At 57.7% G+C, this 25,003-nt stretch carries 27 protein-coding genes; 16 read left to right on the top strand and 11 right to left on the bottom strand.

Annotated elements, in window-relative coordinates; all coding sequences use genetic code 11:
* Positions 1 to 203 precede the first annotated feature (203 nt).
* Positions 204 to 734: an AAA family ATPase gene (locus JQR86_RS02930; protein ID WP_407362339.1), complete on the top strand. Its 531-nt coding sequence runs from the start codon at positions 204 to 206 to the stop codon at positions 732 to 734.
* Positions 735 to 771: 37 nt separating this feature from the next.
* Here the strand turns inward: JQR86_RS02930 and JQR86_RS02925 are convergent, their stop codons facing one another.
* On the bottom strand, positions 772 to 1,839 hold the full coding sequence (locus JQR86_RS02925; RefSeq protein WP_312509400.1) for an NAD(P)-dependent alcohol dehydrogenase: 1,068 nt from the start codon (positions 1,837 to 1,839) through the stop codon (positions 772 to 774).
* 153 nt (positions 1,840 to 1,992) lie between these two features.
* Between JQR86_RS02925 and JQR86_RS02920 the strand changes: the two genes are divergently transcribed.
* The 7 genes from JQR86_RS02920 to JQR86_RS02890 all read left to right on the top strand — a co-directional run bounded on the left by JQR86_RS02920 (position 1,993) and on the right by JQR86_RS02890 (position 8,198).
* Entirely contained in the window at positions 1,993 to 2,943 is a 951-nt protein-coding gene (locus JQR86_RS02920) for a nucleoside hydrolase (protein ID WP_407362340.1), read from the top strand.
* Between the two features lie 223 nt (positions 2,944 to 3,166).
* Positions 3,167 to 3,418 (top strand): hypothetical protein, encoded by a 252-nt coding sequence (locus JQR86_RS02915; protein ID WP_010795784.1) that lies wholly within the window; start codon positions 3,167 to 3,169, stop codon positions 3,416 to 3,418.
* Positions 3,419 to 3,711: 293 nt separating this feature from the next.
* Positions 3,712 to 4,731: a phosphate ABC transporter substrate-binding protein PstS gene (gene pstS / locus JQR86_RS02910; RefSeq protein ID WP_288658348.1), complete on the top strand. Its 1,020-nt coding sequence runs from the start codon at positions 3,712 to 3,714 to the stop codon at positions 4,729 to 4,731.
* Between the two features lie 73 nt (positions 4,732 to 4,804).
* Positions 4,805 to 5,785: a phosphate ABC transporter permease subunit PstC gene (gene pstC / locus JQR86_RS02905; RefSeq protein ID WP_074822064.1), complete on the top strand. Its 981-nt coding sequence runs from the start codon at positions 4,805 to 4,807 to the stop codon at positions 5,783 to 5,785.
* Positions 5,785 to 6,660 carry a phosphate ABC transporter permease PstA gene (pstA, locus tag JQR86_RS02900; RefSeq protein ID WP_434134963.1) on the top strand — a complete coding sequence of 292 codons (876 nt, stop codon included), beginning with the start codon at positions 5,785 to 5,787 and terminating at the stop codon, positions 6,658 to 6,660. The genes pstC and pstA overlap by 1 nt, the downstream gene beginning before the upstream one ends.
* Positions 6,661 to 6,677: 17 nt before the next feature.
* Positions 6,678 to 7,430, top strand: a complete 753-nt coding sequence (gene pstB, locus JQR86_RS02895) for a phosphate ABC transporter ATP-binding protein PstB (protein ID WP_230382260.1) — start codon at positions 6,678 to 6,680, stop codon at positions 7,428 to 7,430.
* A 141-nt stretch (positions 7,431 to 7,571) separates the two neighbouring features.
* Complete coding sequence (locus tag JQR86_RS02890) at positions 7,572 to 8,198, top strand: LysE family translocator (protein ID WP_037030507.1); 627 nt, start codon at positions 7,572 to 7,574, stop codon at positions 8,196 to 8,198.
* A gap of 37 nt (positions 8,199 to 8,235) precedes the next feature.
* On the opposite strand, the gene JQR86_RS02885 is transcribed toward JQR86_RS02890, so the two are convergent.
* Positions 8,236 to 9,144 (bottom strand): M23 family metallopeptidase, encoded by a 909-nt coding sequence (locus tag JQR86_RS02885; RefSeq protein ID WP_434154296.1) that lies wholly within the window; start codon positions 9,142 to 9,144, stop codon positions 8,236 to 8,238.
* 427 nt (positions 9,145 to 9,571) lie between these two features.
* Here JQR86_RS02885 and JQR86_RS02880 point away from each other — a divergent pair, with 427 nt between their 5' ends.
* Entirely contained in the window at positions 9,572 to 10,162 is a 591-nt protein-coding gene (locus tag JQR86_RS02880; protein ID WP_010795791.1) for a Yip1 family protein, read from the top strand.
* A 104-nt stretch (positions 10,163 to 10,266) separates the two neighbouring features.
* Here JQR86_RS02880 and JQR86_RS02875 read toward each other — a convergent pair whose 3' ends face one another.
* Positions 10,267 to 10,731: a DUF192 domain-containing protein gene (locus tag JQR86_RS02875; RefSeq protein WP_434154295.1), complete on the bottom strand. Its 465-nt coding sequence runs from the start codon at positions 10,729 to 10,731 to the stop codon at positions 10,267 to 10,269.
* A gap of 185 nt (positions 10,732 to 10,916) precedes the next feature.
* Here JQR86_RS02875 and JQR86_RS02870 point away from each other — a divergent pair, with 185 nt between their 5' ends.
* On the top strand, positions 10,917 to 12,617 hold the full coding sequence (locus tag JQR86_RS02870) for a histidine kinase famiy protein (protein WP_434154294.1): 1,701 nt from the start codon (positions 10,917 to 10,919) through the stop codon (positions 12,615 to 12,617).
* 26 nt (positions 12,618 to 12,643) lie between these two features.
* Positions 12,644 to 13,021 carry a response regulator gene (locus JQR86_RS02865; protein WP_219651050.1) on the top strand — a complete coding sequence of 126 codons (378 nt, stop codon included), beginning with the start codon at positions 12,644 to 12,646 and terminating at the stop codon, positions 13,019 to 13,021.
* 79 nt (positions 13,022 to 13,100) lie between these two features.
* On the opposite strand, the gene fecE is transcribed toward JQR86_RS02865, so the two are convergent.
* From fecE to JQR86_RS02845, 4 genes are read right to left on the bottom strand one after another with little or no spacing between them, the layout of a single operon-like run.
* Positions 13,101 to 13,874, bottom strand: a complete 774-nt coding sequence (fecE, locus tag JQR86_RS02860; protein ID WP_434154293.1) for a Fe(3+) dicitrate ABC transporter ATP-binding protein FecE — start codon at positions 13,872 to 13,874, stop codon at positions 13,101 to 13,103.
* Positions 13,875 to 13,878: 4 nt separating this feature from the next.
* On the bottom strand, positions 13,879 to 14,847 hold the full coding sequence (locus JQR86_RS02855) for an iron chelate uptake ABC transporter family permease subunit (RefSeq protein ID WP_434154292.1): 969 nt from the start codon (positions 14,845 to 14,847) through the stop codon (positions 13,879 to 13,881).
* The gene (fecC, locus tag JQR86_RS02850) at positions 14,844 to 15,806 is read right to left on the bottom strand and encodes an iron-dicitrate ABC transporter permease FecC (RefSeq protein ID WP_150348571.1); all 963 of its coding nucleotides are present in this window, start codon (positions 15,804 to 15,806) and stop codon (positions 14,844 to 14,846) included. Before fecC ends, JQR86_RS02855 begins: the two co-directional genes overlap by 4 nt.
* Positions 15,807 to 15,841: 35 nt before the next feature.
* Positions 15,842 to 16,753, bottom strand: a complete 912-nt coding sequence (locus JQR86_RS02845) for a Fe(3+) dicitrate ABC transporter substrate-binding protein (RefSeq protein WP_150346599.1) — start codon at positions 16,751 to 16,753, stop codon at positions 15,842 to 15,844.
* A gap of 249 nt (positions 16,754 to 17,002) precedes the next feature.
* Here JQR86_RS02845 and JQR86_RS02840 point away from each other — a divergent pair, with 249 nt between their 5' ends.
* Positions 17,003 to 17,455, top strand: coding sequence for a hypothetical protein (locus tag JQR86_RS02840; RefSeq protein WP_010795799.1), 453 nt, complete (start codon positions 17,003 to 17,005; stop codon positions 17,453 to 17,455).
* Positions 17,456 to 17,522: 67 nt separating this feature from the next.
* On the opposite strand, the gene JQR86_RS02835 is transcribed toward JQR86_RS02840, so the two are convergent.
* Positions 17,523 to 19,139 (bottom strand): catalase, encoded by a 1,617-nt coding sequence (locus JQR86_RS02835; protein WP_404627036.1) that lies wholly within the window; start codon positions 19,137 to 19,139, stop codon positions 17,523 to 17,525.
* A gap of 415 nt (positions 19,140 to 19,554) precedes the next feature.
* On the opposite strand from JQR86_RS02835, the gene JQR86_RS02830 reads away from it, so the two are divergent.
* From JQR86_RS02830 to xopAW, 3 genes are all read left to right on the top strand, one after another.
* Positions 19,555 to 20,319 carry a response regulator gene (locus JQR86_RS02830; RefSeq protein ID WP_150346597.1) on the top strand — a complete coding sequence of 255 codons (765 nt, stop codon included), beginning with the start codon at positions 19,555 to 19,557 and terminating at the stop codon, positions 20,317 to 20,319.
* Between the two features lie 3 nt (positions 20,320 to 20,322).
* Complete coding sequence (locus JQR86_RS02825; protein ID WP_434154291.1) at positions 20,323 to 21,432, top strand: sensor histidine kinase; 1,110 nt, start codon at positions 20,323 to 20,325, stop codon at positions 21,430 to 21,432.
* Between the two features lie 117 nt (positions 21,433 to 21,549).
* Positions 21,550 to 22,251 (top strand): XopAW family type III secretion system calcium-binding effector, encoded by a 702-nt coding sequence (gene xopAW / locus JQR86_RS02820; RefSeq protein WP_434154290.1) that lies wholly within the window; start codon positions 21,550 to 21,552, stop codon positions 22,249 to 22,251.
* A 45-nt stretch (positions 22,252 to 22,296) separates the two neighbouring features.
* Here the strand turns inward: xopAW and JQR86_RS02815 are convergent, their stop codons facing one another.
* Complete coding sequence (locus tag JQR86_RS02815; RefSeq protein ID WP_407362348.1) at positions 22,297 to 23,376, bottom strand: M42 family peptidase; 1,080 nt, start codon at positions 23,374 to 23,376, stop codon at positions 22,297 to 22,299.
* 66 nt (positions 23,377 to 23,442) lie between these two features.
* Positions 23,443 to 23,622, bottom strand: a complete 180-nt coding sequence (locus JQR86_RS02810) for a hypothetical protein (RefSeq protein ID WP_010795805.1) — start codon at positions 23,620 to 23,622, stop codon at positions 23,443 to 23,445.
* A gap of 351 nt (positions 23,623 to 23,973) precedes the next feature.
* On the opposite strand from JQR86_RS02810, the gene JQR86_RS02805 reads away from it, so the two are divergent.
* Positions 23,974 to 24,264, top strand: coding sequence for a hypothetical protein (locus JQR86_RS02805; RefSeq protein ID WP_010795806.1), 291 nt, complete (start codon positions 23,974 to 23,976; stop codon positions 24,262 to 24,264).
* Between the two features lie 23 nt (positions 24,265 to 24,287).
* On the opposite strand, the gene JQR86_RS02800 is transcribed toward JQR86_RS02805, so the two are convergent.
* On the bottom strand, positions 24,288 to 24,989 hold the full coding sequence (locus JQR86_RS02800) for a response regulator (protein ID WP_010795807.1): 702 nt from the start codon (positions 24,987 to 24,989) through the stop codon (positions 24,288 to 24,290).
* Positions 24,990 to 25,003: the final 14 nt, after the last annotated feature.

The raw sequence follows: 25,003 nt of genomic DNA, 5'->3' as shown, positions 1-25,003 counted from the left end.
GGATAACTATTAAGAGCCGCTAACAAAACCCATTTCTAGTTGGCTGATATAGGCAAGCACAAGCGTGATACTCACTGAAATCTCTTACCCTTGCCCTGCCGCCTACGCTCATTTATGAGGTTTTGTTAGCAGCTCTAAATAACCGCTCTGTACCGTGTAGCGCTTTTCTGCCATGCCCTCATCTCCAAGGTGGAGCCTGCTTTGTGAACATACTGATTACGGGCGCATCAGGGTCTGGTACAACAACGTTGGGTGTCGCATTGGCCAACCGTCTGCATGGCGTGGCCCTGGATGCAGATGGCTATTACTGGTTACCCACTGAAACACCCTATACCCAGCGACGCGACAAGTTCGAGCGTAATGCGCTGTTGATTAAAGACATGCAGGTCAGTGAGACGGTGATTATTTCCGGCTCGATCATGAACTATGGGGACTACCTCGAAAACCTGTTCGACCTGATTGTGTTTCTTTACCTGCCCGCTGAAATCCGCATACCCCGCCTCAAGGCACGGGAGGAAGCCCGTTTCGGCTCAGCCAGCCCCGAGTTTCTGGACTGGGCTGCTCAATACGATAGTGGTCCCGCGGTTGGGAGCAGGAGCCTTGCTAACCATACCGCCTGGCTGTGCCAGCGTACCTGCCCGGTGCTTAGGCTGGAAGGCGATATGACCGTGGAGGCACGCGTAAGGCGTGTTGTGGCTGAACTCAAGCGACTGGCCCTTCTACCCCACCCATAAAAAAGCCCGCACAAGGCGGGCTTTTGTCTGTTGGTGATCAGGCGGCGACAGAAGCGGCCTCTTCCAGCGAGGCCATATCGATCACGAAACGGTACTTCACGTCCCCCTTGAGCATGCGCTCATAGGCTTCGTTGATGTCCTGCATCTTGATCATTTCGATGTCGGAGACGATGTTGTGCTTGGCACAGAAATCCAGCATTTCCTGGGTCTCGGCAATTCCGCCAATCAGCGATCCGGCAATCTGGCGACGCTTGAAGATCAGGTTGAATACCTCGGGAGACGGATGCGGCTCACCAGGCGCGCCCACCAGCGTCATGGTGCCGTCACGCTTGAGCAAGGAAATGAACGCATCCAGGTTGTGCGAGGCGGCCACGCAGTTGAGGATGAAATCAAAGCTGTTCAGGTGTGCATTCATCTCGTCCTGGTTTTTCGACACTACCACTTCGTCAGCACCGAGTCTCAACGCGTCGTCTTTCTTGTCGGGCGAGGTTGTGAACAGTACGACATGGGCCCCCATTGCATGGGCAATCTTGACCGCCATGTGACCCAGGCCGCCCAGACCAACGACACCGACCTTTTTGCCCGGACCGACCTTCCAGTGACTGAGAGGCGAGTAAGTGGTAATACCGGCGCACAGGAGTGGCGCAACGGCAGCCAGATTTTCGGTATGGGTGATCTTCAGAACAAACTTTTCGCTGACGACGATATTGTCGGAATAACCGCCATAGGTATTCTCGCCGCCAAAGACCGGCCCGTTATAGGTACCGACGAAACCGTTCTCGCAATACTGCTCCAGCCCTTCATTGCAGGAAGAGCATTGCTGGCAGCTGTCGACCATGCACCCTACGCCAGCCAGATCGCCTACCTTGAAACGGGTCACATGATCACCAACCGCTACGATACGACCAACGATTTCATGTCCCGGTACTGACGGGTATAGCGTGTTCTTCCATTCATTGCGCGCGGTGTGCAGGTCCGAATGGCAGACGCCGCAGTACAAAATATCGATCTGTACATCGTGTGGGCCTACATCACGCCGGTCGAAGTTGTACGGTACCAGTGGATCCTGAGGGGAATGAGCGGCATAGCCCTGAGACTTGATCATGCTTATCGTCCTCTTGCAGAAGGCCGTAACGGCCAGAAAAAGGCAGGAAACAGTGGACTCGTTTCCACCGGCAAAGTTACCGTGCCCCTATCGGGTCCTGGCGCGCCTTGATGCAAACGCCACCACCCTCTTTAGCAAGAAGGACATGACCGCATGACAACCCCTATCATTTTCGACACCGATCCGGGCATTGATGACGCCCAGGCCATTGCCATCATCATGGCTGATCCAGGCATCGAAGTGGTTGGCCTGACCACCACCTTCGGCAATGTCTCGATCGAGACGGCTACGCGTAATGCATTATCGCTTGTCGAGCTGGCGGGCCAGGACATTCCCGTGGCCCAGGGCATGGGTACTCCGCTGGAAAAAACGCCTCACCCTGTTCCCGCCCATGTGCATGGCGATGACGGCCTGGGCAATCTGAACCTGCCCGCCCCGACGCGTCAGGCGGTGCCCCAGAGTGCGGCCGAGTTCATTGTCGAGGAAACTCGCAAGCGTCCCGGCGAGATCACCCTGGTGGCTGTCGGCCCGCTGGGTAATCTGGCTAAGGCCCTGGAGCTTGATCCAGAGATTATCCACCGCGTAAAGCAGGTGATCGTCATGGGCGGCTCGATCCGTGAGGGCGGCAACGTCACGCCACTGGCGGAAGCCAACATGTTTTCCGACCCGCATGCAGCCGCCCGCGTCATGACGGCTGGCTGGCCGCTCACGCTGGTAGGTCTGGACGTTACCCACCGCACCTGCCTTGATCCGGTGCGCATGCAGCGCATTACCGAAGCGCACCGCACCCTGGGTCCACTCTTGGCCCATAGTTACGCCTTTTACGCCAAGTTCTACAAATCGGTCCTGGACATAGACGGCTGTACACCCCATGACAGCTGCGCCGTGGCATTCCTGCGTCATCCGGAGTGGTTCCAGACCGTACGCGGCCACCTGAACGTGATAACCGAGGGGCTTGCCGAAGGCCAGACCGTCTTTGCACCCGAAGGCCGCCAGTTCGTAGGAGACCGGTGGAGCCAGTCACCTCTCGTCGACGTGTGCATGGGCATCGATGGCGAAGCAGTCGTGCACTGGATGGAAGAGGTCCTGACAGCCAACACCTAAGCCCGGTCATGGCGCTACGGCTCATTTCGTAGCGCCCGCATGATGGGTGGCGCACAGCGATACCCATCGCCTCTACCGCCACAGCTTTTTCTGCTCAAGCATTGCCGTAGTTCTCAGTTTTCAGGCTCAACCACCGCAGACAGCCGCTTGCGTGGCCCTCGCTGGAACTAACGTAAAGCGGCTGTCTTCCAAGCCACATCATTATGAGAAGGGGGAGTACACCATGCGCCAATGGTTAGCCATCCTGTTTACAGCCTTGGCCCTGACAGGACTCGGCGGGTGTGATGACCAGCCTGAGGACCACCGCAAGGAGGCTGCTGAACACGCGCAAAAGGCCAAGGAGCATGAAGCCGCCGGTAATCAGCAGGCAGCCGATGCCGAGCGTGCCGCCGCGGCAGAAGCCGATCATGCCGCGCGCCTTGAGGAAGCTGAAAAAGACCCTCAGAAAGAAGGTAATGCCGAATCACCGCGTTAAGCCTTCCAGGCTGACTCACGTAATAACCTGTCTTAAAACCGACCGTGACAGCACCTACACGGTCGGTTTGCACAAATAGACAAAAAATTTCGGATAAACCTTCCATATCCTCCGGAACCCTTTGTTTTCAGGGGGATCAAGACAATTTAAAAGCTAAAAAACACGCCTGGATACAATCTCCTGATGGCTCAGTGCCGCTTGTTCATAATTCTGTAACATATTTGTCGCTTTAATTTCACGTACACAAACTAGCTTCTGCCTCACTTAACAGCCAGACATGCCTAGGAGGCATCGTGTACGCCACTCGCACTTTCCGTCTTGCCGCTCTTCTGTCTGCTCTCTGCCTGAGCACGGTCGCTCATGCAACAGACGTTACAGGCGCCGGTTCCAGCTTCGTCTATCCGGTACTGTCGAAGTGGTCTCAGGCTTACAGCCAGAAAACCCAAAACCGTATCAACTACCAGTCCATTGGTTCGGGCGGCGGTATTGCCCAGATCAAGGCGGGCACGGTTGATTTCGGTGCCTCCGATGCCCCGCTGAGCACCGACGATCTGCAAAAGTCAGGTCTGGGTCAGTTCCCCAGCGTGATCGGCGGTATCGTACCGGTCGTCAACGTGGAAGGCATTGCACCCGGTCAGCTGAAGCTGGACGGCGAAACCCTGGCCAAGATTTTCATGGGTACCATCAAGACCTGGAACGACCCGGCCATCGCCGCGCTGAACCCGGGCCTGAAGCTGCCTTCGGCCAACATTACCGTTGTACACCGCTCCGACGGCTCGGGCACCTCCTACAACTTTACCAACTACCTGGCTAAGGTTAGCCCTGAGTGGAAGGAAAAGGTCAATTTCGGCACCACCATCAACTGGCCGACCGGTGTAGGTGGCAAGGGTAACGAAGGGGTTTCTGCCTACATCAAGCAGATCAAGAACTCCATTGGTTACGTGGAATACGCCTATGCCCTGCAAAACAAGATGTCCCATGCTCAGCTGAAAAACGCGGCAGGCACCTTTGTTGAGCCGAACGCGAAGAGCTTCCAGGCCGCTGCTGATACTGCAGACTGGGGCGCCTCCAAGGACTTCAACCTGCTGATGACCAACGCGCCAGGTGCTGACGCGTGGCCAATCACTGCCACGACGTGGGTGATCATGTACAAGGAACCGAAGAACGCCGAGCGTAGCAAGGTCGCCTTCGATTTCTTCAAGTGGTCCCTGGAAAACGGCCAGAAGGATGCCGCTGCACTGGACTACGTTCCGCTGCCGGACTCCCTGGTCAAGAAGATCGAGGCGTATTGGGCATCTGACTTCAAGAGCTGATTCCCCACTGCCCCTCCCCGTGCACCCTGCCTCGATCGTCGAGGCGGGGTGCACTGCTGAAGGATCCTGAAAAATGCCCGCTATACCCTATACGACCGCCACCCGGGAACAACGAGAGCAGCGTGCCAGACGCGATACGCGCCATGACCGCTGGTTCCGTATTACCCTGCTGACCGCTGCACTGCTTGTCCTGTTCGTCATGCTTGGCGCAGCGGTATCCACACTCTGGGGTGGTCGCCTGGCCTTTACCACCTTTGGCTGGTCCTTCTTGACCAGCAGCGAGTGGGACGTGGTCAACGGACGCTTCGGCGCCCTGGTGCCTATCTACGGCACACTGGTTACCTCTCTGATTGCGCTGATTCTGGCCGTACCGGTCAGTTTTGGTATCGCGCTGTTTCTGAGCGAGATCGCACCACCATGGCTGCGTACGCCGGTTGCGTCCGCGGTTGAACTGCTTGCGGGTATTCCCTCGATCATCTACGGCATGTGGGGCCTGTTCGTATTCGGCCCGTTCATGGCTGAGTATCTGGCGCCCTGGATCAATGACTATCTAGGCGCTATCCCGGTTATCGGCGGCCTGTTCCAGGGTCCGGCGCTGGGTATCGGTATGCTGAGCGCCGGCATTATTCTGGCGATCATGATTCTACCCTTCATCACCTCGGTGATGTACGAAGTCTTCCGTACCGTTCCACAACAGCTGAAAGAATCGGCCTATGCATTGGGCTCGACGACATGGGAAGTCTGCTGGGATATCGTTCTTCCCTACACTCGCTCAGCAGTCGTCGGCGGTATCTTCCTGGGCCTGGGACGGGCGCTTGGAGAAACCATGGCCGTGACCTTTGTATTGGGTAACGCCCACCAGCTTTCCCTGTCGCTGATGATGCCCAGCAGCTCCATTGCTTCGGTCATCGCTAACGAGTTCAACGAGGCCTACACGGATCTGCACCGCTCCTCGCTAATCGCTTTGGGCTTTTTGCTGTTCGTCGTCACGTTCATCGTGCTGATGCTGGCCCGTCTCATGTTGGCGCGTATGTCGCGTCGGGCAGGTAATTGATGGCTGTCAACGAAAACCTCTATCGCGCCCGCAAGATCAAGAACGCCATCGCCATGACGCTCAGCAGCGCGGCGGCGATCATCGGCCTTGGCTGGCTGGTCTGGATTCTGGCCACTACCCTGATCAAGGGTGGTAGTGCGCTGAGCCTGACGCTCTTTACCGAGATGACGCCACCGCCCGGCGCCGAAGGGGGCTTGGCCAATGCCTTGTATGGCAGCGTGCTGATCAGCCTGCTTGCCTTGGCAATCGGTGCGCCCATCGGCATTCTGGCCGGACTATGGCTGGCCGAGTTCGCCCGCAGCTCCAGGCTGGGCACGGTGATTCGTTTCGTGAACGATATCCTGTTGTCTGCCCCGTCCATCGTGATTGGTCTGTTCGTCTACACCGCCGTCGTGATCCCGATGAACCAGTTCACCAACGGCTCGATCAGCTTTTCGGGCTTTGCCGGTGGACTTGCGCTGGCCATGCTGGTGATTCCAGTGGTGACCCGGACCACGGACGAAATGCTTCAGCTGCAGCCTGCCTCTCTCCGTGAGGCGGCCCTGGCGTTGGGTATCCCGCAGTGGAAAGTCACGATTGAGATCCTGCTACGCGCAGCCAAGGCTGGCGTAGTAACAGGCGTTCTACTGTCCATGGCGCGTATCACCGGTGAAACAGCGCCGCTGTTGTTTACCGCCTTTGGCAACCAGTTCTGGAACTCCGACCTGCTCAAGCCGATGGCCAGTGTGCCGGTCACCATCTTCCAGTTCGCCATGAGCCCGTTCGAAAGCTGGCAGGCCCTGGCATGGGCAGGTGCGCTGTTGCTGACTATCTTTGTCCTGGTCCTGAGCCTTCTATCCCGTTTCGTTTTCTCCCGTAATAAAGGTGCCCAATGAGCAATCTTCAGACGCATATGCCAGAAATCTGCGCGCGCAACGTTGGGTTCCAGTACAAGAACCATATCGCGCTGAAATCTATCAATCTGGATATCCCGGCCAACAAGATCACCGCGATCATTGGCCCATCCGGCTGCGGCAAGTCCACGCTTCTGCGTATCTTCAACCGCATCTACGCCGAATATCCCAATCAGAAGGCTACCGGCGAGATTCTGCTCGATGGGGAAAACATCCTCGATCCCAAGTATTCGCTGAGCCGCCTGCGCAGCACCGTGGGCATGGTATTCCAAAAGCCGGTGCCCTTCCCGATGTCGATCTTCGACAACGTGGCCTATGGCATTCGTCATCACGAGAAACTGTCCCGCGTTGAAATGAACGATCGCGTGGAACAGGCCCTTCGCGGCGCGGCATTGTGGGATGAGGTGAAGGACAAGCTCCAGCAGAGCGCCTTGGGTCTTTCCGGTGGTCAGCAGCAGCGCCTGTGTATCGCCCGGACCATTGCCCTGCGTCCCCGCGTACTGCTACTGGACGAACCCACGTCAGCGCTCGACCCGATCTCCACCATGAAGATTGAACAGCTGATCACGGACCTGAAAGAGCAATTCACTGTTGTGATCGTGACCCACAACATGCAACAGGCCGCCCGCTGCTCGGATATCACTGCGTTCATGTACCTGGGTGAATTGATCGAAGTGGGGTCGACAGACCTGATCTTTACCAAGCCTAAGCAAAAGCAGACCGAAGACTACATCACCGGACGGTTCGGTTGATGTAGCGCAACAGCACGCCACGCCTCGCTTATGGGTGTCTCTCAAGGACCTTGAGCGAGGCGTGGTACTTCTACCCCCTTTACGTTGTACCGCCCTCCCTGCACTATCTCTTGCTCCCCATTACGAGAAGGGATGGTTCACATGCTCTCACCTGAGCAATTCTTAAGCTTTCTGGCCTTAGCCCTTTTGATCACCGCCTCGCCCGGTCCAGACAATTTGATGGTTCTAGGTATTGGCGTCTCCAAAGGGCGCCTGCGCGGCATGGTATTTGGCTTTGGCTGCGCACTCGGCTGTCTGGCGCACACCGCCTTGGCCGCTCTAGGCGTCAGTGCACTGATTGCCGCCTCGGCCACGGCCTTCACTGCCCTCAAGATTGCCGGCGGGCTCTACCTGATATGGCTTGGTATCCAGGCGCTGCGTAGTACCGGGCAGACGCGTATCAATAATGATGTTCAGATTGATGAGTCGCTGAGCAAGCTGTTCTTCAAAGGTCTGTTCGCCAATGCGATCAATCCAAAAGTCGTGCTGTTCTTCCTGTCCTTTTTGCCGCAGTTCGTGATTGCCGAACAGGGTCATGCCAGTCTGCAAATCCTGCAGTTGGGCGTACTGTTCACACTTCAGGCGGCGGTGCTGTTTGGTCTGTTGGGGTACTTCTCGGGCGCAGCCGGGCAATGGCTGCAGCGAAAGCCCCGTATTGGGCTATGGCTCGATCGAGTCGCAGGCGGCATTTTCGTCGCGCTGGGCGTGCGTCTGATCGTTTCACGCTGATAGGCAGGCGGGGCAAGCGGGCCCCGCCATGCGATGTTTACTGCCCGCCCAGCGCGAAGTTGGGCAACTCGCCTACAGGTCTGGCGAAGCGGAAAGGAATGGACACCAGCGCATCCCCCTCGCCCTGCTGAACCACGAAATGCAGGTGCGGCCCGGTACTGCGTCCGGTATTGCCCGACTGCGCCAGGGGTGTGCCTGTCGTAACCTTCTGTCCTTCCCTTACGACAACCGAGCCACGCTTGAGATGCAGATAGGCACTCTGCGTACCATCATCATGCTGGATACGAACAAAGTTGCCTGACGGACTCGGTCCATGCCCGAACTGGCGATTCTGGATCTCGATGACAGTACCGCTACGCGCCGCTACGACGGGCGTGCCTTCAGGCATGGCGACATCCACGGCATAACGGCCTTTGGGCGTATGGTGGCTGAAGTCACCGTTCGCGCCCTGGCTGATGAAGAACGGACCGCCCTGCCAGGGCAAGGAATAGGCGTAGCCAGCCGTAATACTGGCCAAACTGTTAGGGTTGCCCAGCCCGCCGCCACTGCCTGGTGCGAAATGAGGAGAAAAGCTGAACGCCTGGTCATAGTGCATCGGGAAGCCCTGCTGACGTTTCTGTAGCGTGGCCACACGAAGCTGACTATTGGCTGGGACCGTCTGGCGAATCACGCCATTACCAACCCCGCCTACATTGACAGTACGGCTCAAGCGCACCGTCACCGTTACGGGTACGTCCATATCATTGCGGACTTCCAGCGCTTTGCCTGCTTTGGTTTTCAATGTCAGGAGACGAACACCGCCCTTACGCTTGGCACGTGGCTTTTCCGTGAGGCTCGTTTGATCAGCCTTGCTGATCAGGGAGGTTTCCTTGCTTTGCTCTGCCATGGCCCACGTGGGCGAGGCCAGCAGCCATGAAGTCAATAAAGCTGAACACAAATAGCGCATGCTGTGATCCGTCACTCGGTAAGGTCTGTGCCCACGCTTGATTGGGCGGGCGAAGGGTCGCCGATTGCATGGCGGGATCGGCCTATGATCCAGAGCGAGGAGGTTGAGTTCCAGCGCACACTTTCAAAGTGAGAGGCAAATCAAACTTCCTGATAGCGACCTGACATCAGGCCTTACCATCTATCGGCTCTATGGTGCCCAGCCCAGCTCAGGTAGACCATTCATCGGTCAGTAAGCAGGTAGCCGATCTCTTCATTTCGGATTGATCTTTAAGGTTTGTTACTTATGACCAAATGCTCATAGCAATGACCTGACCAAGCATTTTGACTTTCTATACTGAAAACAGGCCGCACCTCTTGCAGCGGCCTGCTGCGGAGGACCTACAACGTTTCGCCGATTGCGTCCTTCGGCGAAAGTGAGGTGTGTCATGATCAATCACGTTTGGGGCCTTCTGGCCCATCCCGATCGTGAATGGAAGCAGATCGATAACGAGAGGGAGTCGGTTTCCCATGCGTATGCGCATCACATCCTCTGGTTGGCTGCGATTCCAGCAGTCTGCGCCTTTATTGGCACGACCCAACTGGGTTGGAGCTTTGGCGGTAATCATCTTCTTCGCCTGTCACCCTGGACAGCCTTCACGATAGGGGTAATGTCCTATGCCTTGATGCTGGGTGCCGTTTACGTGATGGGCAGTGTGATTCACTGGCTGGCACGGCGCTATCCTGACCGGCCCAGTAAGGAACGCTGCGTAGTCTTTGCAGGTTACATCGCCACACCTATGTTTTTAAGCGGCCTTGTTGCGCTTTACCCGCTGGTCTGGCTGTGTGCGTTGGCCGGGATTGCCGGGCTCTGCTACACCGCCTACCTGCTCTATGTAGGTATCCCGAACTTTCTGAATATCGATCGCCGTGAAGGCTTCATCATGTCAGGCTCGACACTGGCCATTGGCGTGCTCGTGCTTGAACTGCTGATGGCGATGACCGTATTGCTTTGGGGTTACGGCCTACAGTTCGGCTGATACAGTGACGCCGCTCCTGCGGTCGGAGCGGCGTGCTCCACGCCCAGCATGAGGGACCGCCAACGCGTTGCAGGAACCTTTAGGCGTCTGACGCTAGCCAGACGCTATAAACCCTGTACCTGATCGCCTGTCTTGACGCCCTGCCGCCTGAACCATCCCTTGTTCATTTCCAGCGCATGCGTGACCTCGGACGGCGCACAGTGCAAGTCCTCGCTTAACGGCTCCATATCCTGAATATCGACGATACGGCCTCGCGCATCGAGAAAGGCAATCGAGAGCGGCAGTATCGTATCGTGCATCCAGAAGCACACTTTCTTGGGTTCATCGAACACAAACAGCATGCCATGCATTTCTGGCAACTGATGCCGGTGCATGAGCCCCTGCTCACGCTTACTAGCGGTATCGGCAACCTCGACCGTGACCGTATGAATGCCCACCTGCATCGGTTTACGCTCGAATGCCTGAGCATATTCAACCGAGGCGATGAGGACTCCCAGAATAACCGACAGGTCTCGCCGCCGCAGCGCTGAAGCCCGGCTCGCCCAAAAGCACAGCGATAAATACGGCATGATTCCAGAAGCCCTAATGTGATCAACGGAAGGGTAAGGCATGAAACCCAATCGAGCCGCTTAAAGTCCATTTAAGAGTAGCTAAGGCATCGACGTCAGGACAGCGACAGACCCTATCATGACAATAGCCAGGAATGCCGTTCTGCCTTTCTCCGACGGGTTTGTATTTCATATGGGAAGCGAGCATGGTCCTGGGCAAAAGCGATTTCGAACGTGAACAGGCGATTAAGGTTGAAGGCGACGGCCAAAGCGCAGGCGTACCGGCGTCCGGCGAACTGGAAGGCAATGCCTATAACCCCTTGGGCAATCCCGGCGAAAACCATTGGCAGGCAGGTTACGTTACCCACACAGGCCTTGATGAACGTAACAATATCTTTTTTGCCGCGGTGCAGATGACCCGCATGCCGATGGTCGTCTGCGATCCCAATCAGCCTGATACGCCCATCGTATTCGCCAACAAGGCGTTTATGGACCTGACGCAATATACTGAAAAAGACATCCTGGGTCGCAATTGTCGCCTCCTTCAAGGCGAGCAGACCGACCAGACTACGGTTGCCGAAATCCGCACTGCCTTGAGTGAACATCGCGCAGTGGCTGTAGACATTCTCAACTACAAAGCTGACGGAACGCCTTTCTGGAATGCGCTGTTCATGGGACCGGTGTCGGATCAGAACGGCAAGCTGCTCTACTGGTTTGCCTCGCAGATGGATATTACCCAGCGCCGGCTCACCGAAAACTCGTTTCGGCAGGCACAGAAGATGGAGGCTATCGGGCAACTCACCGCGGGGCTGGCCCATGACTTCAATAATCTTCTACAAGTCATTACGGGCAACCTCGAACTGGCGGGTCAGTACGCACATACCCATCCGATCCTCTCTCAGGCCATTGAGAACGCACAACAAGCGGCCGAACGGGGCGGCAAGCTGACGCAACAGCTGCTGGCCTTTGCTCGCAAACAACGGCTCGAACCCAAACGCCTTAACCTGAACGCCCTGATCGTCGATTTCAGCGAAATGCTGGTGCGGGCGTTGGGCGAGCGAATCGATCTGCGCCTGGACTTCAAACCAGGCCTGCCTTATTGCACGATCGACCCAACGCATATGGAGATGGCCCTGCTCAATGTGCTCATCAACGCACGCGATGCCATGCCCAAGGGCGGCAAGGTGACGATTGGAACAGCCACGATAACCAACCGTGAGCGCATTGATGTGCACCACCTGCCTCCGGGTGGGTATGTGGTGATTTGTGTCATCGATGAAGGCGAAGGCATGTCCCCCGAAGTGATTCGCCGTGCAACAGAGCCTTTCTTCACGACCAAGGCGCCAGGCACCGGATTGGGGCTGGCCATGGTTCACGGTTTCGTTCAGCAATCCAATGGACGCCTGGAAATCGAAAGCGAACAGGGCAAGGGGACGGCCGTACGCATGATTTTCCCGATTACGCAGGAGCAGGCTTTTTCTTCCCACCAGCAGCCGTTTCGCGCCTCAACACAGCCTTCAGAGTCGGGCACCATTCTGCTTGTAGAGGACAGTGAAGATGTACGTCGGGTAACTGAGGATTACTTGAGTTCGCTGGGTTATACGGTGCTCTCGGCCCAGAGCGGCGAGGAAGCACTTCAGCTGCTCGACCGCCATGGAAAGGTCGATCTATTATTTACGGATGTGATCATGCCGGGAGGCATGAATGGCCTGGTACTTGTAGAACGTGTCAGGCAGCGGCTGCCTAACCTCCCTGTCCTGCTTGCCACGGGATACATGGATGAGCTGGCCAACCAGAACGTTAGAGACGCTTCGATGAACGTTCTGAGTAAACCCTATCGCCGTAACGAGCTGGTGGACCATATCCATGCGGTGTTCAAGCGTGACAAGCCTTCTTCCACGCCTTGATGCCTTGTGTTCAGTCTGAGGAATACATGCAACACATTCTGGTAGTAGATGACGACACGCAAATCGCCATGTTGTTTGAAGGTTTTCTGGAGGCCAGCGGTTATCGCGTAACCGTCGCGAACAATGCCCTGGCAGCGCTTGAAGCCGATGCCCGAGACGCCGCTGATGCGGTGGTCACAGACCTGTCCATGCCCGGCATGAATGGTCGGGAGCTGATCGATCAGTTGCGGGCGCGGCGGCCACACCTGCCCGCCATGATCGTGTCAGGCTATCCCTGCAACAATGATCTGGATAAGGCCAACCGGATCGTAGTACTTATGAAGCCGGTCAGGCTGATGCAGCTTGCCGAACGGCTCAGGGATATCCTGGCCGATGCGCAGACGGCTCATAACCTGACCGCTTAGAGTACAGACCGGAATCACACACCTGATGGGCGCTGTCCAGACGACCCCGTCTAGGCGACCCCATCTGCCGATACCTTGTTTAGGCTACACCTTCGATGATGCACATCGGGGTGCCGGCGCAGGGCTCTTTCATGACCTGTACCCGGACGCCAAACACCTCTTTCACCAAAGCAGGGTTGATAACCTCGTGAGGTGAGCCGAGCGCTTGCAGGGCACCCTGTTTCATCACAGCCAAGTGATCAGCATAGCGACAGGCCTGATTCAGGTCGTGCAGTACGGTAATTACGGTCTTGCCCTCTTCTGCAAGCGACTGCATCAGTTCGAGCAGCTCGACCTGATGGCAGATATCCAGATAGGTTGTGGGTTCGTCCAGCAGAACCACGGATGCATCCTGCGCCAGTACCATGGCCAGCCAGGCGCGCTGACGTTGGCCACCGGAAAGGTCCGCCAGCGGCCGACCACGCAGCTCGCCAAGCCCCATGCGTTCAAGCGCTGCTTCCACATGGGGTTTGTCCATCTGGCGCAGACGCCCCCAAAGGCCGTTATGCGGGCTACGGCCGTAGCCCACCAGCTGTTCGACTGTCACCCCTTCCGGCACAGGCAACACTTGCGGCAGAAAGGCAACCTGCTGAGCGATCTCCTTCGCAGACAGAGAGGCATACGCCCTACCGCCCAGCCTTATTTCGCCCTGCGTGGGTGCCAGCACTCGGGCAAAGGCCTTGAGCAAGGTCGACTTGCCGCAGCCGTTGGGGCCGATCAAGGCTGTTACCTGGCCGGCAGGTGCCTTGAAGTGAAGCATGTCGACAATGGCCTTGCTGCCATATCCCAGTGTCAATGCGACTGCTTCGAGCATGGAGTCACCCCTTGAGCCGCGTGAGCAGCCATAGAAAATACGGCGCGCCAATGATGGCCGTGAGAATACCGGCTGGAATCTCAACCGGTGGGATCAGCCCTCGCCCCAAGGTATCGGCCAGTACCAGCAGAATGGCGCCTACAATGGCGCTTGCTGGCAGTAGCCACTGATGACGGCCACCGATCAGGCGGCGCGCAAGATGCGGTGCGACCAGACCGATAAAGCTGACCGGCCCGATGATCGCCACGCCCAGACTCGTCAGGATCACGGCCAGTACCAGCACGGCGAGTCGTGCTAGGCCCAGGCGAACCCCCAGCCCCGAAGCGGCTTCATCGCCCAACCCAATCAGATTGAGAGGCTTAGCCAGCATAAGCGCCAAGGGCAGCCCTGCCAGCAGCGGTACGGCCAGTCCAACATGGTGCCAGGTGCGGCTCCACAGGCTACCGGTCAGGGCCAGCAGGGCGGTATTGATGTTAAGAGGGTGAGACAGGATCAGAAACTCGATTACGCTGCCAAGGGTGAGTGAAATCGCCACACCCGATAACGCAAAACGCACCCCGGAAAAGGATCGCCCGGCACTGTAGAGTGCCAGAGCACCTGCGCCAAGCGCACCCCCCAGGCAGGCTACCCCGGGTAGCCAGACAAGCGAAAGCGCAGGAAAATAGATCAGCGCAATGGTCAACGCTAGCCCTGCACCCTGGGTTACCCCCAGAATCTCGGGTGAAGCGAGCGGGTTGCGAATCACGCCCTGCACCAACGCGCCTGCCAGGGCAAAGCTTCCTCCGGCCAGCACAGCGATCAATGTTCGCGGCAGACGATGCCGCCAGACAAGAAAGTCCTGCGCGTCATGCGCGATAACGTGCTGGATCGCCTCGACAGGGCTCAACCATTGCGTGCCGATGCATAGACTCGCCAGGCAGACGACGAGCAATACGGCAATAAGCGCGATCAGGCTAGCGGCAGGACGGCTCATCGGGAGCGCCTCGCCAGCCATAGGAAAAACGGCGCCCCCACCAGAGCCGTCACTACACCAGCCGGCGTCTCAGCCGGAAACGCCACTGCGCGAGCCAGGATATCGGAGGCCAGAACGATGACCGCGCCAAGAGCGGCACTGGCGGGCACCAGCACACGGTAATCGTGCCCCAGCCAGTAGCGGGCCATGTTGGGCGCGACCAGACCGACAAAGCCGATCGGCCCGATAGCACAGACGCTCGCGCCTACCAGCAACAGGCTGACCGCAAAGACCAGCAGCCGCAGCCCGGCAAGCCGAACACCCAGCGAGCGGGCCGCGTCATCGCCCAGGTTGATGAGATTGAGCCGGGGCGCGCAGGCCAGCGCCAGGACGCTGCCGATCAGCACGGCAGGCCACAGCAGTCCAACCTGGCTGTAAGTAACGTTGGCAAAGGAGCCTGCCAGCCAGTTCAGGACATTCTGCGCCTGATCTTCGACCAGAATGATGGTCAGCCGTGTCAATGCCGCACACAGCGCCGCGACAATCACACCGGCCAGTACCAGACGGCCCTGGGTATCCCCCACCGACCACGCCTTGCCCAGGCTGAACACGATCCCCCAGGCAAACGCACCGCCCAGCAGGGTCATGATCATGGCGCCGCCCGGCAATGGCAGCGCCACCAATCCGGTTGAAAAGAGCGCCAGCCCCAGCGCCGCACCCGCCGTGACACCAAACAGAGAAGGCGATGCCAGCTCATTGCGGGTAATACCCTGCATGAGTGCGCCCGCCATGGCCAATGCAGCCCCTACCAGGGCGGCCGCCATTGCTCGGGGCACACGCAGCTGCGCGACAACAAAGGCAATCTGCGTACCGCCCTGGCCGCCGGAAAACAGCCCGTGGAAGGCATCCTGCCGGGTAATGACAAAGGGCGAGTAGACCGATAACGACAACCAGAACAGCCCAAGGCCTACCGCACTCATCGCCCCGAAAGCAAAGCACAGCGCCAGGGTACGGCTCACTCCTGGTCCTTGCCGGTCAGGATCTTCAGCGCATCCTCGGCAATCTGCTCGGACGCCATGATGCCGCGGTTGCGTGCCCAGACGTTACCGTCCACATCGGCCACATGCCCGGCCTGTACCGCACCCAGGGCCTGCCACAGCGGCTGTTTGCTCCAGGCATCCACCAGACTCGGGTGGCGATAATGCCCGACCAGCAGCCAGCCGGGGTTTAGCGCCAGGAGTTGTTCGAGGCTCACGAACTCGGTCGGTGCTGCGCCAGCACGCACGCTTGGTACCGTCAGGCCAATGGTCTTAAGCACGCTGCCAGCATATGAGTCAGGACCGTGTACGGAAAAGCTGTCTTCCCGGGCCACACCAAACAGAACCTGGGTGTTGGCAGGAATATTCGCCGCAATGTCCTTGAGGTGCTGGCGATTGGCCGAGATACGATCCTGCATGTCCACGGAACGGTCCAACGCCTTGCCGATCAATTCGGCTGAGGTAAGACTGCTTTCGTAATTCTCTCCGCGAGACGGCAGCAGCAGCGTAGGAGCAATGCTGGAGAGTTCGTCATAGAGACCGGCATGACGGCTCTCGTCCGCAATGATGAGGTCCGGCTTCAGCCGGGCAATGACCTCGATATTGGGTTGCGAGCGCAAACCGACAGACGTCCACTCACCAATGGCTTCCCGAGCGCGAGGCAGGACGCGGCTGGCATCGCCGTCATCGGCAACACCCACCGGCGAGACATGAATCGAAGCCAGCGCATCGACAAAGGAAAACTCCAGCGCTACGACACGCTTGGGTGCTTCTGGCAAGGTAAGGGTGTGCTCGCCATCATTGAGCGTGATCGGATTGGCTTGAGCCGCCTGGGCGAAAACAACCGCCAGGGAAAACAGACAGAGAGACAGAAATGAGCGCTTGAACATGAGTGACCTGATAGCCCACAGGGCCATTAACGGTAAGGCGAAAAAAGCGGGCACTATTCCACATTGGCTCCGCGGGATCAAAACTCTTCACCGTAGCAAGTAAGAGTCATTACCATTTTCCGACCTTGCGGTGACGAATGAAACCCTGTCCGTCTTATGCTGCGCACTTTGCATCCAGGCTTTGAACTTGCGCGTTGTTTCAAGCCTCCTTGTTTACAGGTACATATTCAAATCGAAGATGAGGTCTGCATGAGCATCGAGTCATTGAACAGTGAAGAGCATGTCCTGGGAGCCGTTCTGGACGGTGACCGCGAACATCCGCTTTTCGAAGCCTATGTGGCCTATTGCGATGAACGCACCGAGGCCATGCTGGCCTGCGTCAGCTTTCGGCAATGGCTGTCGGAACGTACCCATATCGAGCACGTTGCGGCTGAGCTGGCGGAGCGTGCCCGTCAGGCCGGTATCCGGGAATCGGCTCTGGATGAACTGGTTCGCGATGCGTCAGGGGCCAACCAGCCCGATGTCATCAGCATTCGTACGGACGAGGCGCCGGAGGATGAAGAAGGCGAGATGGAATCACTGGATACATTAGAAGCCGAAGATGCGCCACATGGGCTGGAAAGCCAGATCATTTTTCTGATGACCCACTTTGGCATCTCAAAGGTGGAAATCGAAAAGGAGCTGGGACTGCCGCTTGAATAAAAAAGCGGCTACGTCGCTCATGAGTCGACGTAGCCGCCAAACCAGGCCTCAACGGGCTTTGGGGAAATTACTTGACGCTGTCAGTCATGACGCTGGCCTGCGTGGGATTGCTTTTGCTATCCCCTTCCGGCTCGCCGGTGTCATAGAGGGTCACGTCCAGATCCTGGCCCGGTGCCGGACGGCCTTCCAACGGAGGCAGTGCCTTGGCCTTTTCGATATCAACACCCACACCGTCGGCCAGACGCTGACCGTAATCCGGATCGCAATGCCAGAAATGCCAGATCATCCGCAGCTGGATGTTTTCCGGGCACTGCTTCAGATCGCCTGTGATGTTGTTGATCAGGTCCTCACGCTCCCAGTCCTCGAAGGTGCGATAGCGGTCCCCGGCCTGCTTGTAATCCGCCGCGGTCTTGGTGGTCTGATAACGTCCCAGATGCCCTTCGACCCACTGGTGGTAGTCCTTCTTGGGCTTGGGTGCTTCACGCAGACCGCCCTGGGTGCTGGGCTCGTAGTTCACATGAGGGTTTTCTCCACCATTATCCACGTTGTAGGCCATGAAGCCGTCGCGTTGGTTGGTGGCTACCGTGGTTTTCGCCGCATTGATCGGGAGTTGCAGGTAGTTGGCGCCTACGCGATAACGTTGGGTATCTGAATACGACAGCGTCCGGCCCTGCAGCATCTTGTCGTCGGAGAAGTCGATACCGTCTACCAGCACGCCAGTACCAAAGGCAGACTGCTCGGTCTCGGCAAAGACATTGGACGGATTGCGATTCAGGACGATTCGGCCTACCGGCAGCAGCGGAAACTTGTCTTCCGGCCAGCGCTTGGTGTCATCCAGTGGGTCAAAGTCCAGGTTCAGGTGCTCATCCTCGGACATGACCTGAACGCACATTTCCCACTCGGGAAATTCACCGCGCTCAATGGCGTCGTACAGGTCGCGGGTGGCATGCCCCACGTCATTTTTCTGGATTTCAGCAGCCTGCTCGCTGGTCAGGTTCTTCACACCCTGCTTGGGTTCGAAGGAGAACTTGCACAGTACCGCTTCACCCTTGTCATTCACCAGTTTGTAGGTGTTTACGCTGGAGCCCTGCATGTTGCGGTAGGTAGCCGGGCGACCCCAGGGGCTCTTGACCCAAGTCACCATGTGCAGCGCTTCAGGATGATGCTGCACAAAGTCATAGAAGCGCCAGGGCTCCTGACGGTTGCTGACAGGGTCCGGCTTGAACGCGTGGATCATGTCCGGAAACTTGATCGCATCACGGATAAAGAAGACCTTGAGGTTGTTACCGACCAGATCCCAGTTACCGTCTTCAGTGTAGAACTTGATGGCGAAGCCACGGGGGTCCTGAGCTGTCTCGGGCGATTCCTTGCCACCGATCACGGTGGAGAAGCGCAGGAAGATAGGCGTCTGAACACCGGTCTTGGTGAGCACCTTGGCTCGGGTGTATTTGCTGGCAGGCTCGTCGCCGATCTTGCCATAGGGTTCGAAATAACCATGCGCCGCCGTACCACGGGCATGCACGACGCGCTCCGGGATGCGCTCGCGGTCGAAATGGGTAATCTTTTCGATGAACTGATAGTTTTCCAGCGTAGCCGGGCCGCGCTCGCCTACGCTGCGCAGGCTCTGGTTGTTACTGACAGGGTGCCCCTGACGGGTTGTGAGTGTTTTCTGTTCGTCAGCCATAGCGATTTCCAAGCCTAAATTCACGGTTGTTGGAGTTATTTAGGTCTGGAAAGCTACGGGGAGTTCGGCCAAGCGAAGCGCCATTAGGCGGACATAGCATGACAATCAAGTGTCAGGCAGCATGGCAAAGTGCCGCTGAGAACGGTCTGGCAAACCGCCCCGCCAAAAAGCTGGAGCCCTTGCCCAGCCTGCCTTCGGGCATGGTTTGAGTACTTGGAAACAGGGGTTATTCGAAGTTGGCTTTCGCCTTTATTCAAGCGACCTCATTGATAACGTTAAACCCATCCATTAGTTCTTCTTATCGGTCAAATGTATCGGTTTGTAAAGAAGAGGTAAGGTCAGCCGCTACCTATAGATGCCGGTAGGGCGACTCGCTAGCATTCCGGCCCTGCCTTTTTGTTTTCGCCAGGTATCTATGGACCGCCAGCCTTTTCCTGCATCGCCCGTTGCCGATGAGCCCAGCCGCTGGACGGCCAGGGTCTTACTGATCGATGACGACGCCCCCATGCGCGAGCTGATCGGTGATTATCTGGCGCGCTTCAATCTGTATGTCGACGGCGTGGCCAGTGGCGCCGAGATGCGGCAGAAACTGGGCGGTAACAGCTACGACATCATCATTTTGGATCTGATGTTGCCTGGTGAAGATGGATTGTCTTTGTGCCGGTGGCTGCGTCAGGACAGCAGTATTCCCATCCTGATGCTGACGGCCCAATCGGAACCCATGGACCGGATCATCGGCCTTGAGCTGGGTGCCGATGACTACATGGCCAAACCCTTCGAACCACGAGAGCTGGTCGCCCGTCTTCAATCCGTACTGCGTAGAACTCAGGATACGCGAGGCGTACGCCGGAATGTTGCACGCACGCATATCCGCTTCGATGGTTGGAAGCTCGATGGAGTGCGGCACCAGCTGCACTCACCGGACGGCATGGTCGTTCCGTTATCCAACGCCGAGGTGCGAATGCTCTGGGTATTTATCGATCACCCGCGTCAGGTACTCAGCCGCGACAAGCTACTGGATGCCACCCGTGGACGCGCCATCGAGGCGTTCGACCGGAGTATCGACCTGCAAGTCTCACGGTTAAGGCAAAAGCTGGGAGACGACCCCCGCTCACCAACGCTTATCAAGACGGTGCGCGGCGAAGGCTACCTGTTCGACGCCCAGAAAATCGGAAACTGACCCGTGCGCCGTCTGGACACCCTATTTGCGCGTCTGTTCGGCGTACTGGTCATTGCCATCGTACTGGGCCACCTGCTGGCCTTCGCCTGGTTCCATTATATGGGAAGGCAGCCCGACCCACCCCTGCTGCCGCCAGGCGCTGAGTCTCGTCTACCACCATCCGCGATCACAGCATTCAGTGGTCCTCACCCTCCGCCGCCTTTTACCAATCCATCGCTCCCGCCTCCTGCCGGACCGCCGGTTTCGGCATTAGGTCAGCTTGGCTGGATGTTGGGCGGACCGTTCCCCTTCCAGTTAGGCACTCTGCTGGTTGCTGCCTGGATCAGCGCCCGTCTGCTGACCCGCCCTATCAGCCGTCTCACCGCGGCAGCGCAGGACCTGAGCGATAACCTGGACAGCCCTCCCATACCAGAAACGGGCCCTCACGAAACCCGTGAAGCGGCACGGGTGATGAACCAGATGCGCGAACGCATCGTAGCGCAGATCCAGCAACGCGGACGGATGCTGGCGGCGGTTTCCCATGATCTGCGTACACCACTGGCCCGCGTAAAGCTCAGGCTGGAAGACATCGACGATCCTCAACTGCGCAGCCGTGTAACGCAGGATGTGGACGACATGATTAACCTGCTCAACGCAACACTGGAGTACCTGCGCGAGCAACGCAGTGAAGAGCCCTGGGTGCTGTTCGATATTCAGGCGTTGGCTGAATCACTGACGGAAAACGCTCTGGATGACGGAGCCGCTGTATCGCTGAGTGGCCAGTGCAAGCCTGTCCGGGCCCAGGCCATGGCCCTGCGCTCATGCCTGACCAACCTGCTCGATAATGCACTGCGCTACGGGGGTAGCGCCGAAATCGTATTGAAGGAACATCCTGACTCCATAGAAATACAGGTGCGCGATCACGGTCCCGGAATTTCTGCCCAATACCGCGAGGCAGTATTCGAGCCGTTTTTCCGCCTGGAAGGCTCTCGTAACCGCAACTCCGGCGGCGTGGGGCTGGGCCTTGCCATTGCGCGGGAGTCCATTCAAAACCAAGGCGGCACGTTGTGCCTGGAAGAAACCCCAGGCGGCGGTCTGACCGCCCTTATCATGCTGCCGATACGCTCGGCATGATGCCTTTAACCGCTGTGTATCTCGCCAGATACACAGTCACGATACCCACGACATACTCATGCGCGAAGCTTGAACCTGAGAACTTCCCTTAGCCCTTTCTCAGCCAGGTAGCCCGTCATGATCAGTGGAATAGGTAGCAGTCATTCCAGCTATTTCAGCAGTTACACTGCTAACAAGAACAGCACCACCGTACCCGCCAGCACCACGAGCGATGATGAAAACCCACTCAAGAATCTGTTCAAGGCCCTGGATGCCGACGGTGATGGTTCGATCAGCCAGAGCGAGCTGACCGCAGCCGCCTCCAGCAGCGGAGAGAGTGACGACAGCACGGCAATTGATGTCGACCAGCTGCTCAGCCTGATGGATCAGGACAGCAGCGATAGCATCAGCCAACGTGAATTTACCAGTGTATTCGCACCACCATTGCTTCCCCTGCCGGTAGCTGATGCAGACAGCGACGACCTGACCGACGAGCTGATCGTCAGCCTGGATGCTGATGCCAGCGGTACACTCAGTACCCTCGAACTGGCCGCTCTGGACGACACTAACAGTACGTCGCTGATGTCCGCACTGGACGAAGACGAGAACGGGGAAGTCAGTCAGGATGAATTGAGCCGTGCATTGCAGGCCTCGATGATGGCGCACACGGACAATGACGACAGCAGCACGTCTGGTACGGTCAGTGCAGCCAGCACCTCATCAACAGCCGCCAATGATGCCGTTAACCTGCTGGCACAAACGGTGATCCGCAAGTACCAGAGCGTTAGCAACTATTCATTGGATGCGTCCAAGGCGTCCCGGATCAGCGTATCGGTCTGAGTGGACACGAGGCCATTCTCCGAATGGCCTTTCTCTACGGGATCACTATCCGTTCACAGGCTTGCCGATCAGGTATTCCGTCAGCGTTCGGGCGCAGGCATCCATACCATCATGCAGGACCACCTCATAGCCATGGGTATTTTCAGTTGGGATGGCGATACACCCTGCCTTACCTTTCGAGCCGGAACTGAGTATGGCACTGGCATCGGAAGCAAAATCCGGCATGAGCGCCGGTTGCGGATTGAGTCCGCAACGCTCGGCAGCCTGCAACAGATCGTCCGTTACGGATTTCGAGTAAAACCCTTTTTCATCACCGGTCAGCACAATCGGGTCGGCGCTAAGCTGCGTATCGTATTCCTCGGCGATAGGCCCCACCTCGACGGCAATGACAATTTCACCGGGTAGCGTTCGGGCTGCATATTGAGCACCGCCATTGGTTTCCTCCTCCTTGGTCGTAAAGACAAACACGGCATCGCGCTTGAGGAGGGAACGGCGCGCAGCCGTCAACGCAGCAGCCTTGAGCGTCGCCACGATAGGCGCACGGTCATCCAGAAAATGGGCTGCGATAGCGTCATTAACATTAAAGGGCTGGCGCCAATGTTGACTCAGTACAACTCGTGTACCAGCCCGTATGCCTGCTTCGCCCAGCTCATCCTTCGAGCGCCGGGTAAGCACATGCACATCCTTCCACTGCACATTGCCGCTGAGCACATCGGCTCCTTGAGGCGATTCGGGCGTGGCGTGCATGGTTCCGAATGACAGTACACCTGGCAGCAGGGCATGCTCACCCATGATATCGACCGGGCACATGCCAAAGTTCACCGGAAAGGCCCCGCCCAGTGCGACGACGCTCAACGTACCGTCAGGGTTGACGCGTTTGACGACCATGGCGATTTCATCCTGGTGCGCCATGATCACGACGCTGCGCTGTGCAGCCTCTTCCCGGGAAATCTCCTCGGTGGCCCGCACGACCCCGATTACGTTATCGGCCGCGTCGACCCATACCTCATCACAGCTGCGCTTGAGCTCACGCAGGCAGATGCGCCTGACTTCATCCTCCTGCCCGCCCGGGCCTCGGGCCAGAAGGAGCTCTTCCAGCAGTTTCAGATCCTCGGTGTTCGCCATGCCTTACCTTCCTGCTCCGGGCGACCTGCCGGGCAGGCCACCAACCTTCAATCGCGCCCTATTGCCTTACTTGCCGCTGTTGGCGTCCTGGTTGTCCTGGCTAGTGGCGTCGTCCTGGGGCGAGTGCATCTGGATGGATGCCTTCTCGGAGCTGGATTCGCTGGATTTATCATCGGAGCTGCCAAAGCAGCCACTGAGCAGCACGGCACATAGGGTGAGTCCGACCATGCCTATTCTGGAAACCATCTTTCTACCTCCACGTCGATTTCCGGACCCGTCAATACCAGGGTCCGTACAAGAAAGTCGACCGTCGATCGTTCTGGATGGTTCGAATTAAGGTGAGGGAAACCGGATACAGGCAGTGCCTCTTTCGTGACACAGGTCAACTCCACCGGTCAGTCTTTCACGCTTTTTTGACAATTGAATGATTTCAAATCGCTACCCTGCCGTTTCATTCATTGAAAGGGAGCCTTTACGTGCCCAAGACGTATCCGCTCATCTCCAAAATGAACCATTACCGGTACGGGGTATGGTCGACCAGATCGGGAAATGGCATATTGCCATACCACGATTTATTTGATGATTGAGAAGTACATCATGTCTCTAGCACCCAGTACCGATCAGGTAATCAGTACCCCTCGCCGTGCCCGTCGTACCAAGCACTACGAATCCCAGTACGACTTTCACAATCGCTTGCTCACCCGGTGTGAAGACCGGATCGAAGAACTTGGCATGCTCGACAATATAAGTCGGGATGAAAAGATGACTCATCTGCAGAACATCGAACTGTTGGCCAATACCGTCTTGGCCCAGACTGAAGAAGAGGACCTGATCAAGCGCGCTCAGGCTGCACTTCAGTACAGTCGCGAGCAGATGCTCGAAGCGTGATCCGCCAGCGCCCAGGGATGGGCTCAGGCATCGTGCCTGTCACGTAGCCGGTAACCCACCCCAGGCTCGGTGATGATGTACTGCGGAGCAGCAGGGTCGTCGCCCAGTTTCTGCCGCAAGTGCCCTACCACGACACGCAGATAGTGGGTGTCCTCGACATGGGACGGGCCCCAGATTTCCCTGAGCAGATGTTGCTGGGTCACCACGCGCCCCAGATGACGAGCAAGGTGTTCAAGCACTGCATATTCCTTGCGCGTCAGGGCGATGTCACTGTCCTGCACCGTGACGCGGCGAAAGGCAAAATCTACCTTGAGCGCTCCCAGGCTCAGGGCTGACTCTGTCTGCGGCTGGGCCACACCCTGCCTTAACAATACCCGTACCCGGGCCAGAAACTCCTGAATGCCGAAGGGCTTGGTGACGTAGTCATTCGCCCCTGCATCCAGTGCACGGACCTTTTCCTGCTCATCCGCCCGGACCGACAGAATAAGTACCGGTACGGACGACCATTCACGAATTTCCCTGAGGATGGTCTGCCCATCTTCATCCGGCAGACCCAGATCCAGCACGACCAGATCAGGCCGCTCCAGTGCCGTCTTGGCCAATCCTTCTGCACCGGTGGCAGCCTCGATGACCCGATAGGTTTGGGCCGTCAGGCTGATGCGCAGGAATTTGCGAATCTGCGGCTCGTCATCGACGATCAGGATCAAGGGTGCATTTGTGGTCATGGAAGCCTTCAGAA

It is taken from the genome of Pseudomonas sp. JZ134 (assembly GCF_051027695.1).
Lineage (GTDB): Bacteria > Pseudomonadota > Gammaproteobacteria > Pseudomonadales > Pseudomonadaceae > Chryseomonas > Chryseomonas luteola.
The sequence above is the reverse complement of the archived record's forward strand: the minus strand, read 5'-3'. Positions and strand labels throughout refer to the sequence as shown.

What these genes read in the sequence shown, in the direction of transcription:
- xopAW (WP_434154290.1), top strand. Translation starts at nt 21,550, where the DNA reads ATGATCAGTGGAATAGGTAGCAGTCATTCCAGCTATTTCAGCAGTTAC.
- JQR86_RS02810 (WP_010795805.1), bottom strand. Translation starts at nt 23,622, where the DNA reads ATGGTTTCCAGAATAGGCATGGTCGGACTCACCCTATGTGCCGTGCTG.
- pstB (WP_230382260.1), top strand. Translation starts at nt 6,678, where the DNA reads ATGCCAGAAATCTGCGCGCGCAACGTTGGGTTCCAGTACAAGAACCAT.
- pstC (WP_074822064.1), top strand. Translation starts at nt 4,805, where the DNA reads ATGCCCGCTATACCCTATACGACCGCCACCCGGGAACAACGAGAGCAG.
- JQR86_RS02830 (WP_150346597.1), top strand. Translation starts at nt 19,555, where the DNA reads ATGGACCGCCAGCCTTTTCCTGCATCGCCCGTTGCCGATGAGCCCAGC.
- fecE (WP_434154293.1), bottom strand. Translation starts at nt 13,874, where the DNA reads ATGCTCGAAGCAGTCGCATTGACACTGGGATATGGCAGCAAGGCCATT.
- JQR86_RS02885 (WP_434154296.1), bottom strand. Translation starts at nt 9,144, where the DNA reads ATGCGCTATTTGTGTTCAGCTTTATTGACTTCATGGCTGCTGGCCTCG.
- JQR86_RS02845 (WP_150346599.1), bottom strand. Translation starts at nt 16,753, where the DNA reads ATGTTCAAGCGCTCATTTCTGTCTCTCTGTCTGTTTTCCCTGGCGGTT.
- JQR86_RS02880 (WP_010795791.1), top strand. Translation starts at nt 9,572, where the DNA reads ATGATCAATCACGTTTGGGGCCTTCTGGCCCATCCCGATCGTGAATGG.
- JQR86_RS02920 (WP_407362340.1), top strand. Translation starts at nt 1,993, where the DNA reads ATGACAACCCCTATCATTTTCGACACCGATCCGGGCATTGATGACGCC.
- JQR86_RS02925 (WP_312509400.1), bottom strand. Translation starts at nt 1,839, where the DNA reads ATGATCAAGTCTCAGGGCTATGCCGCTCATTCCCCTCAGGATCCACTG.
- JQR86_RS02875 (WP_434154295.1), bottom strand. Translation starts at nt 10,731, where the DNA reads ATGCCGTATTTATCGCTGTGCTTTTGGGCGAGCCGGGCTTCAGCGCTG.
- JQR86_RS02805 (WP_010795806.1), top strand. Translation starts at nt 23,974, where the DNA reads ATGTCTCTAGCACCCAGTACCGATCAGGTAATCAGTACCCCTCGCCGT.
- JQR86_RS02890 (WP_037030507.1), top strand. Translation starts at nt 7,572, where the DNA reads ATGCTCTCACCTGAGCAATTCTTAAGCTTTCTGGCCTTAGCCCTTTTG.
- JQR86_RS02800 (WP_010795807.1), bottom strand. Translation starts at nt 24,989, where the DNA reads ATGACCACAAATGCACCCTTGATCCTGATCGTCGATGACGAGCCGCAG.
- JQR86_RS02915 (WP_010795784.1), top strand. Translation starts at nt 3,167, where the DNA reads ATGCGCCAATGGTTAGCCATCCTGTTTACAGCCTTGGCCCTGACAGGA.
- JQR86_RS02855 (WP_434154292.1), bottom strand. Translation starts at nt 14,847, where the DNA reads ATGAGCCGTCCTGCCGCTAGCCTGATCGCGCTTATTGCCGTATTGCTC.
- fecC (WP_150348571.1), bottom strand. Translation starts at nt 15,806, where the DNA reads ATGAGTGCGGTAGGCCTTGGGCTGTTCTGGTTGTCGTTATCGGTCTAC.
- JQR86_RS02865 (WP_219651050.1), top strand. Translation starts at nt 12,644, where the DNA reads ATGCAACACATTCTGGTAGTAGATGACGACACGCAAATCGCCATGTTG.
- JQR86_RS02815 (WP_407362348.1), bottom strand. Translation starts at nt 23,376, where the DNA reads ATGGCGAACACCGAGGATCTGAAACTGCTGGAAGAGCTCCTTCTGGCC.
- JQR86_RS02870 (WP_434154294.1), top strand. Translation starts at nt 10,917, where the DNA reads ATGGTCCTGGGCAAAAGCGATTTCGAACGTGAACAGGCGATTAAGGTT.
- JQR86_RS02840 (WP_010795799.1), top strand. Translation starts at nt 17,003, where the DNA reads ATGAGCATCGAGTCATTGAACAGTGAAGAGCATGTCCTGGGAGCCGTT.
- JQR86_RS02835 (WP_404627036.1), bottom strand. Translation starts at nt 19,139, where the DNA reads ATGGCTGACGAACAGAAAACACTCACAACCCGTCAGGGGCACCCTGTC.
- pstA (WP_434134963.1), top strand. Translation starts at nt 5,785, where the DNA reads ATGGCTGTCAACGAAAACCTCTATCGCGCCCGCAAGATCAAGAACGCC.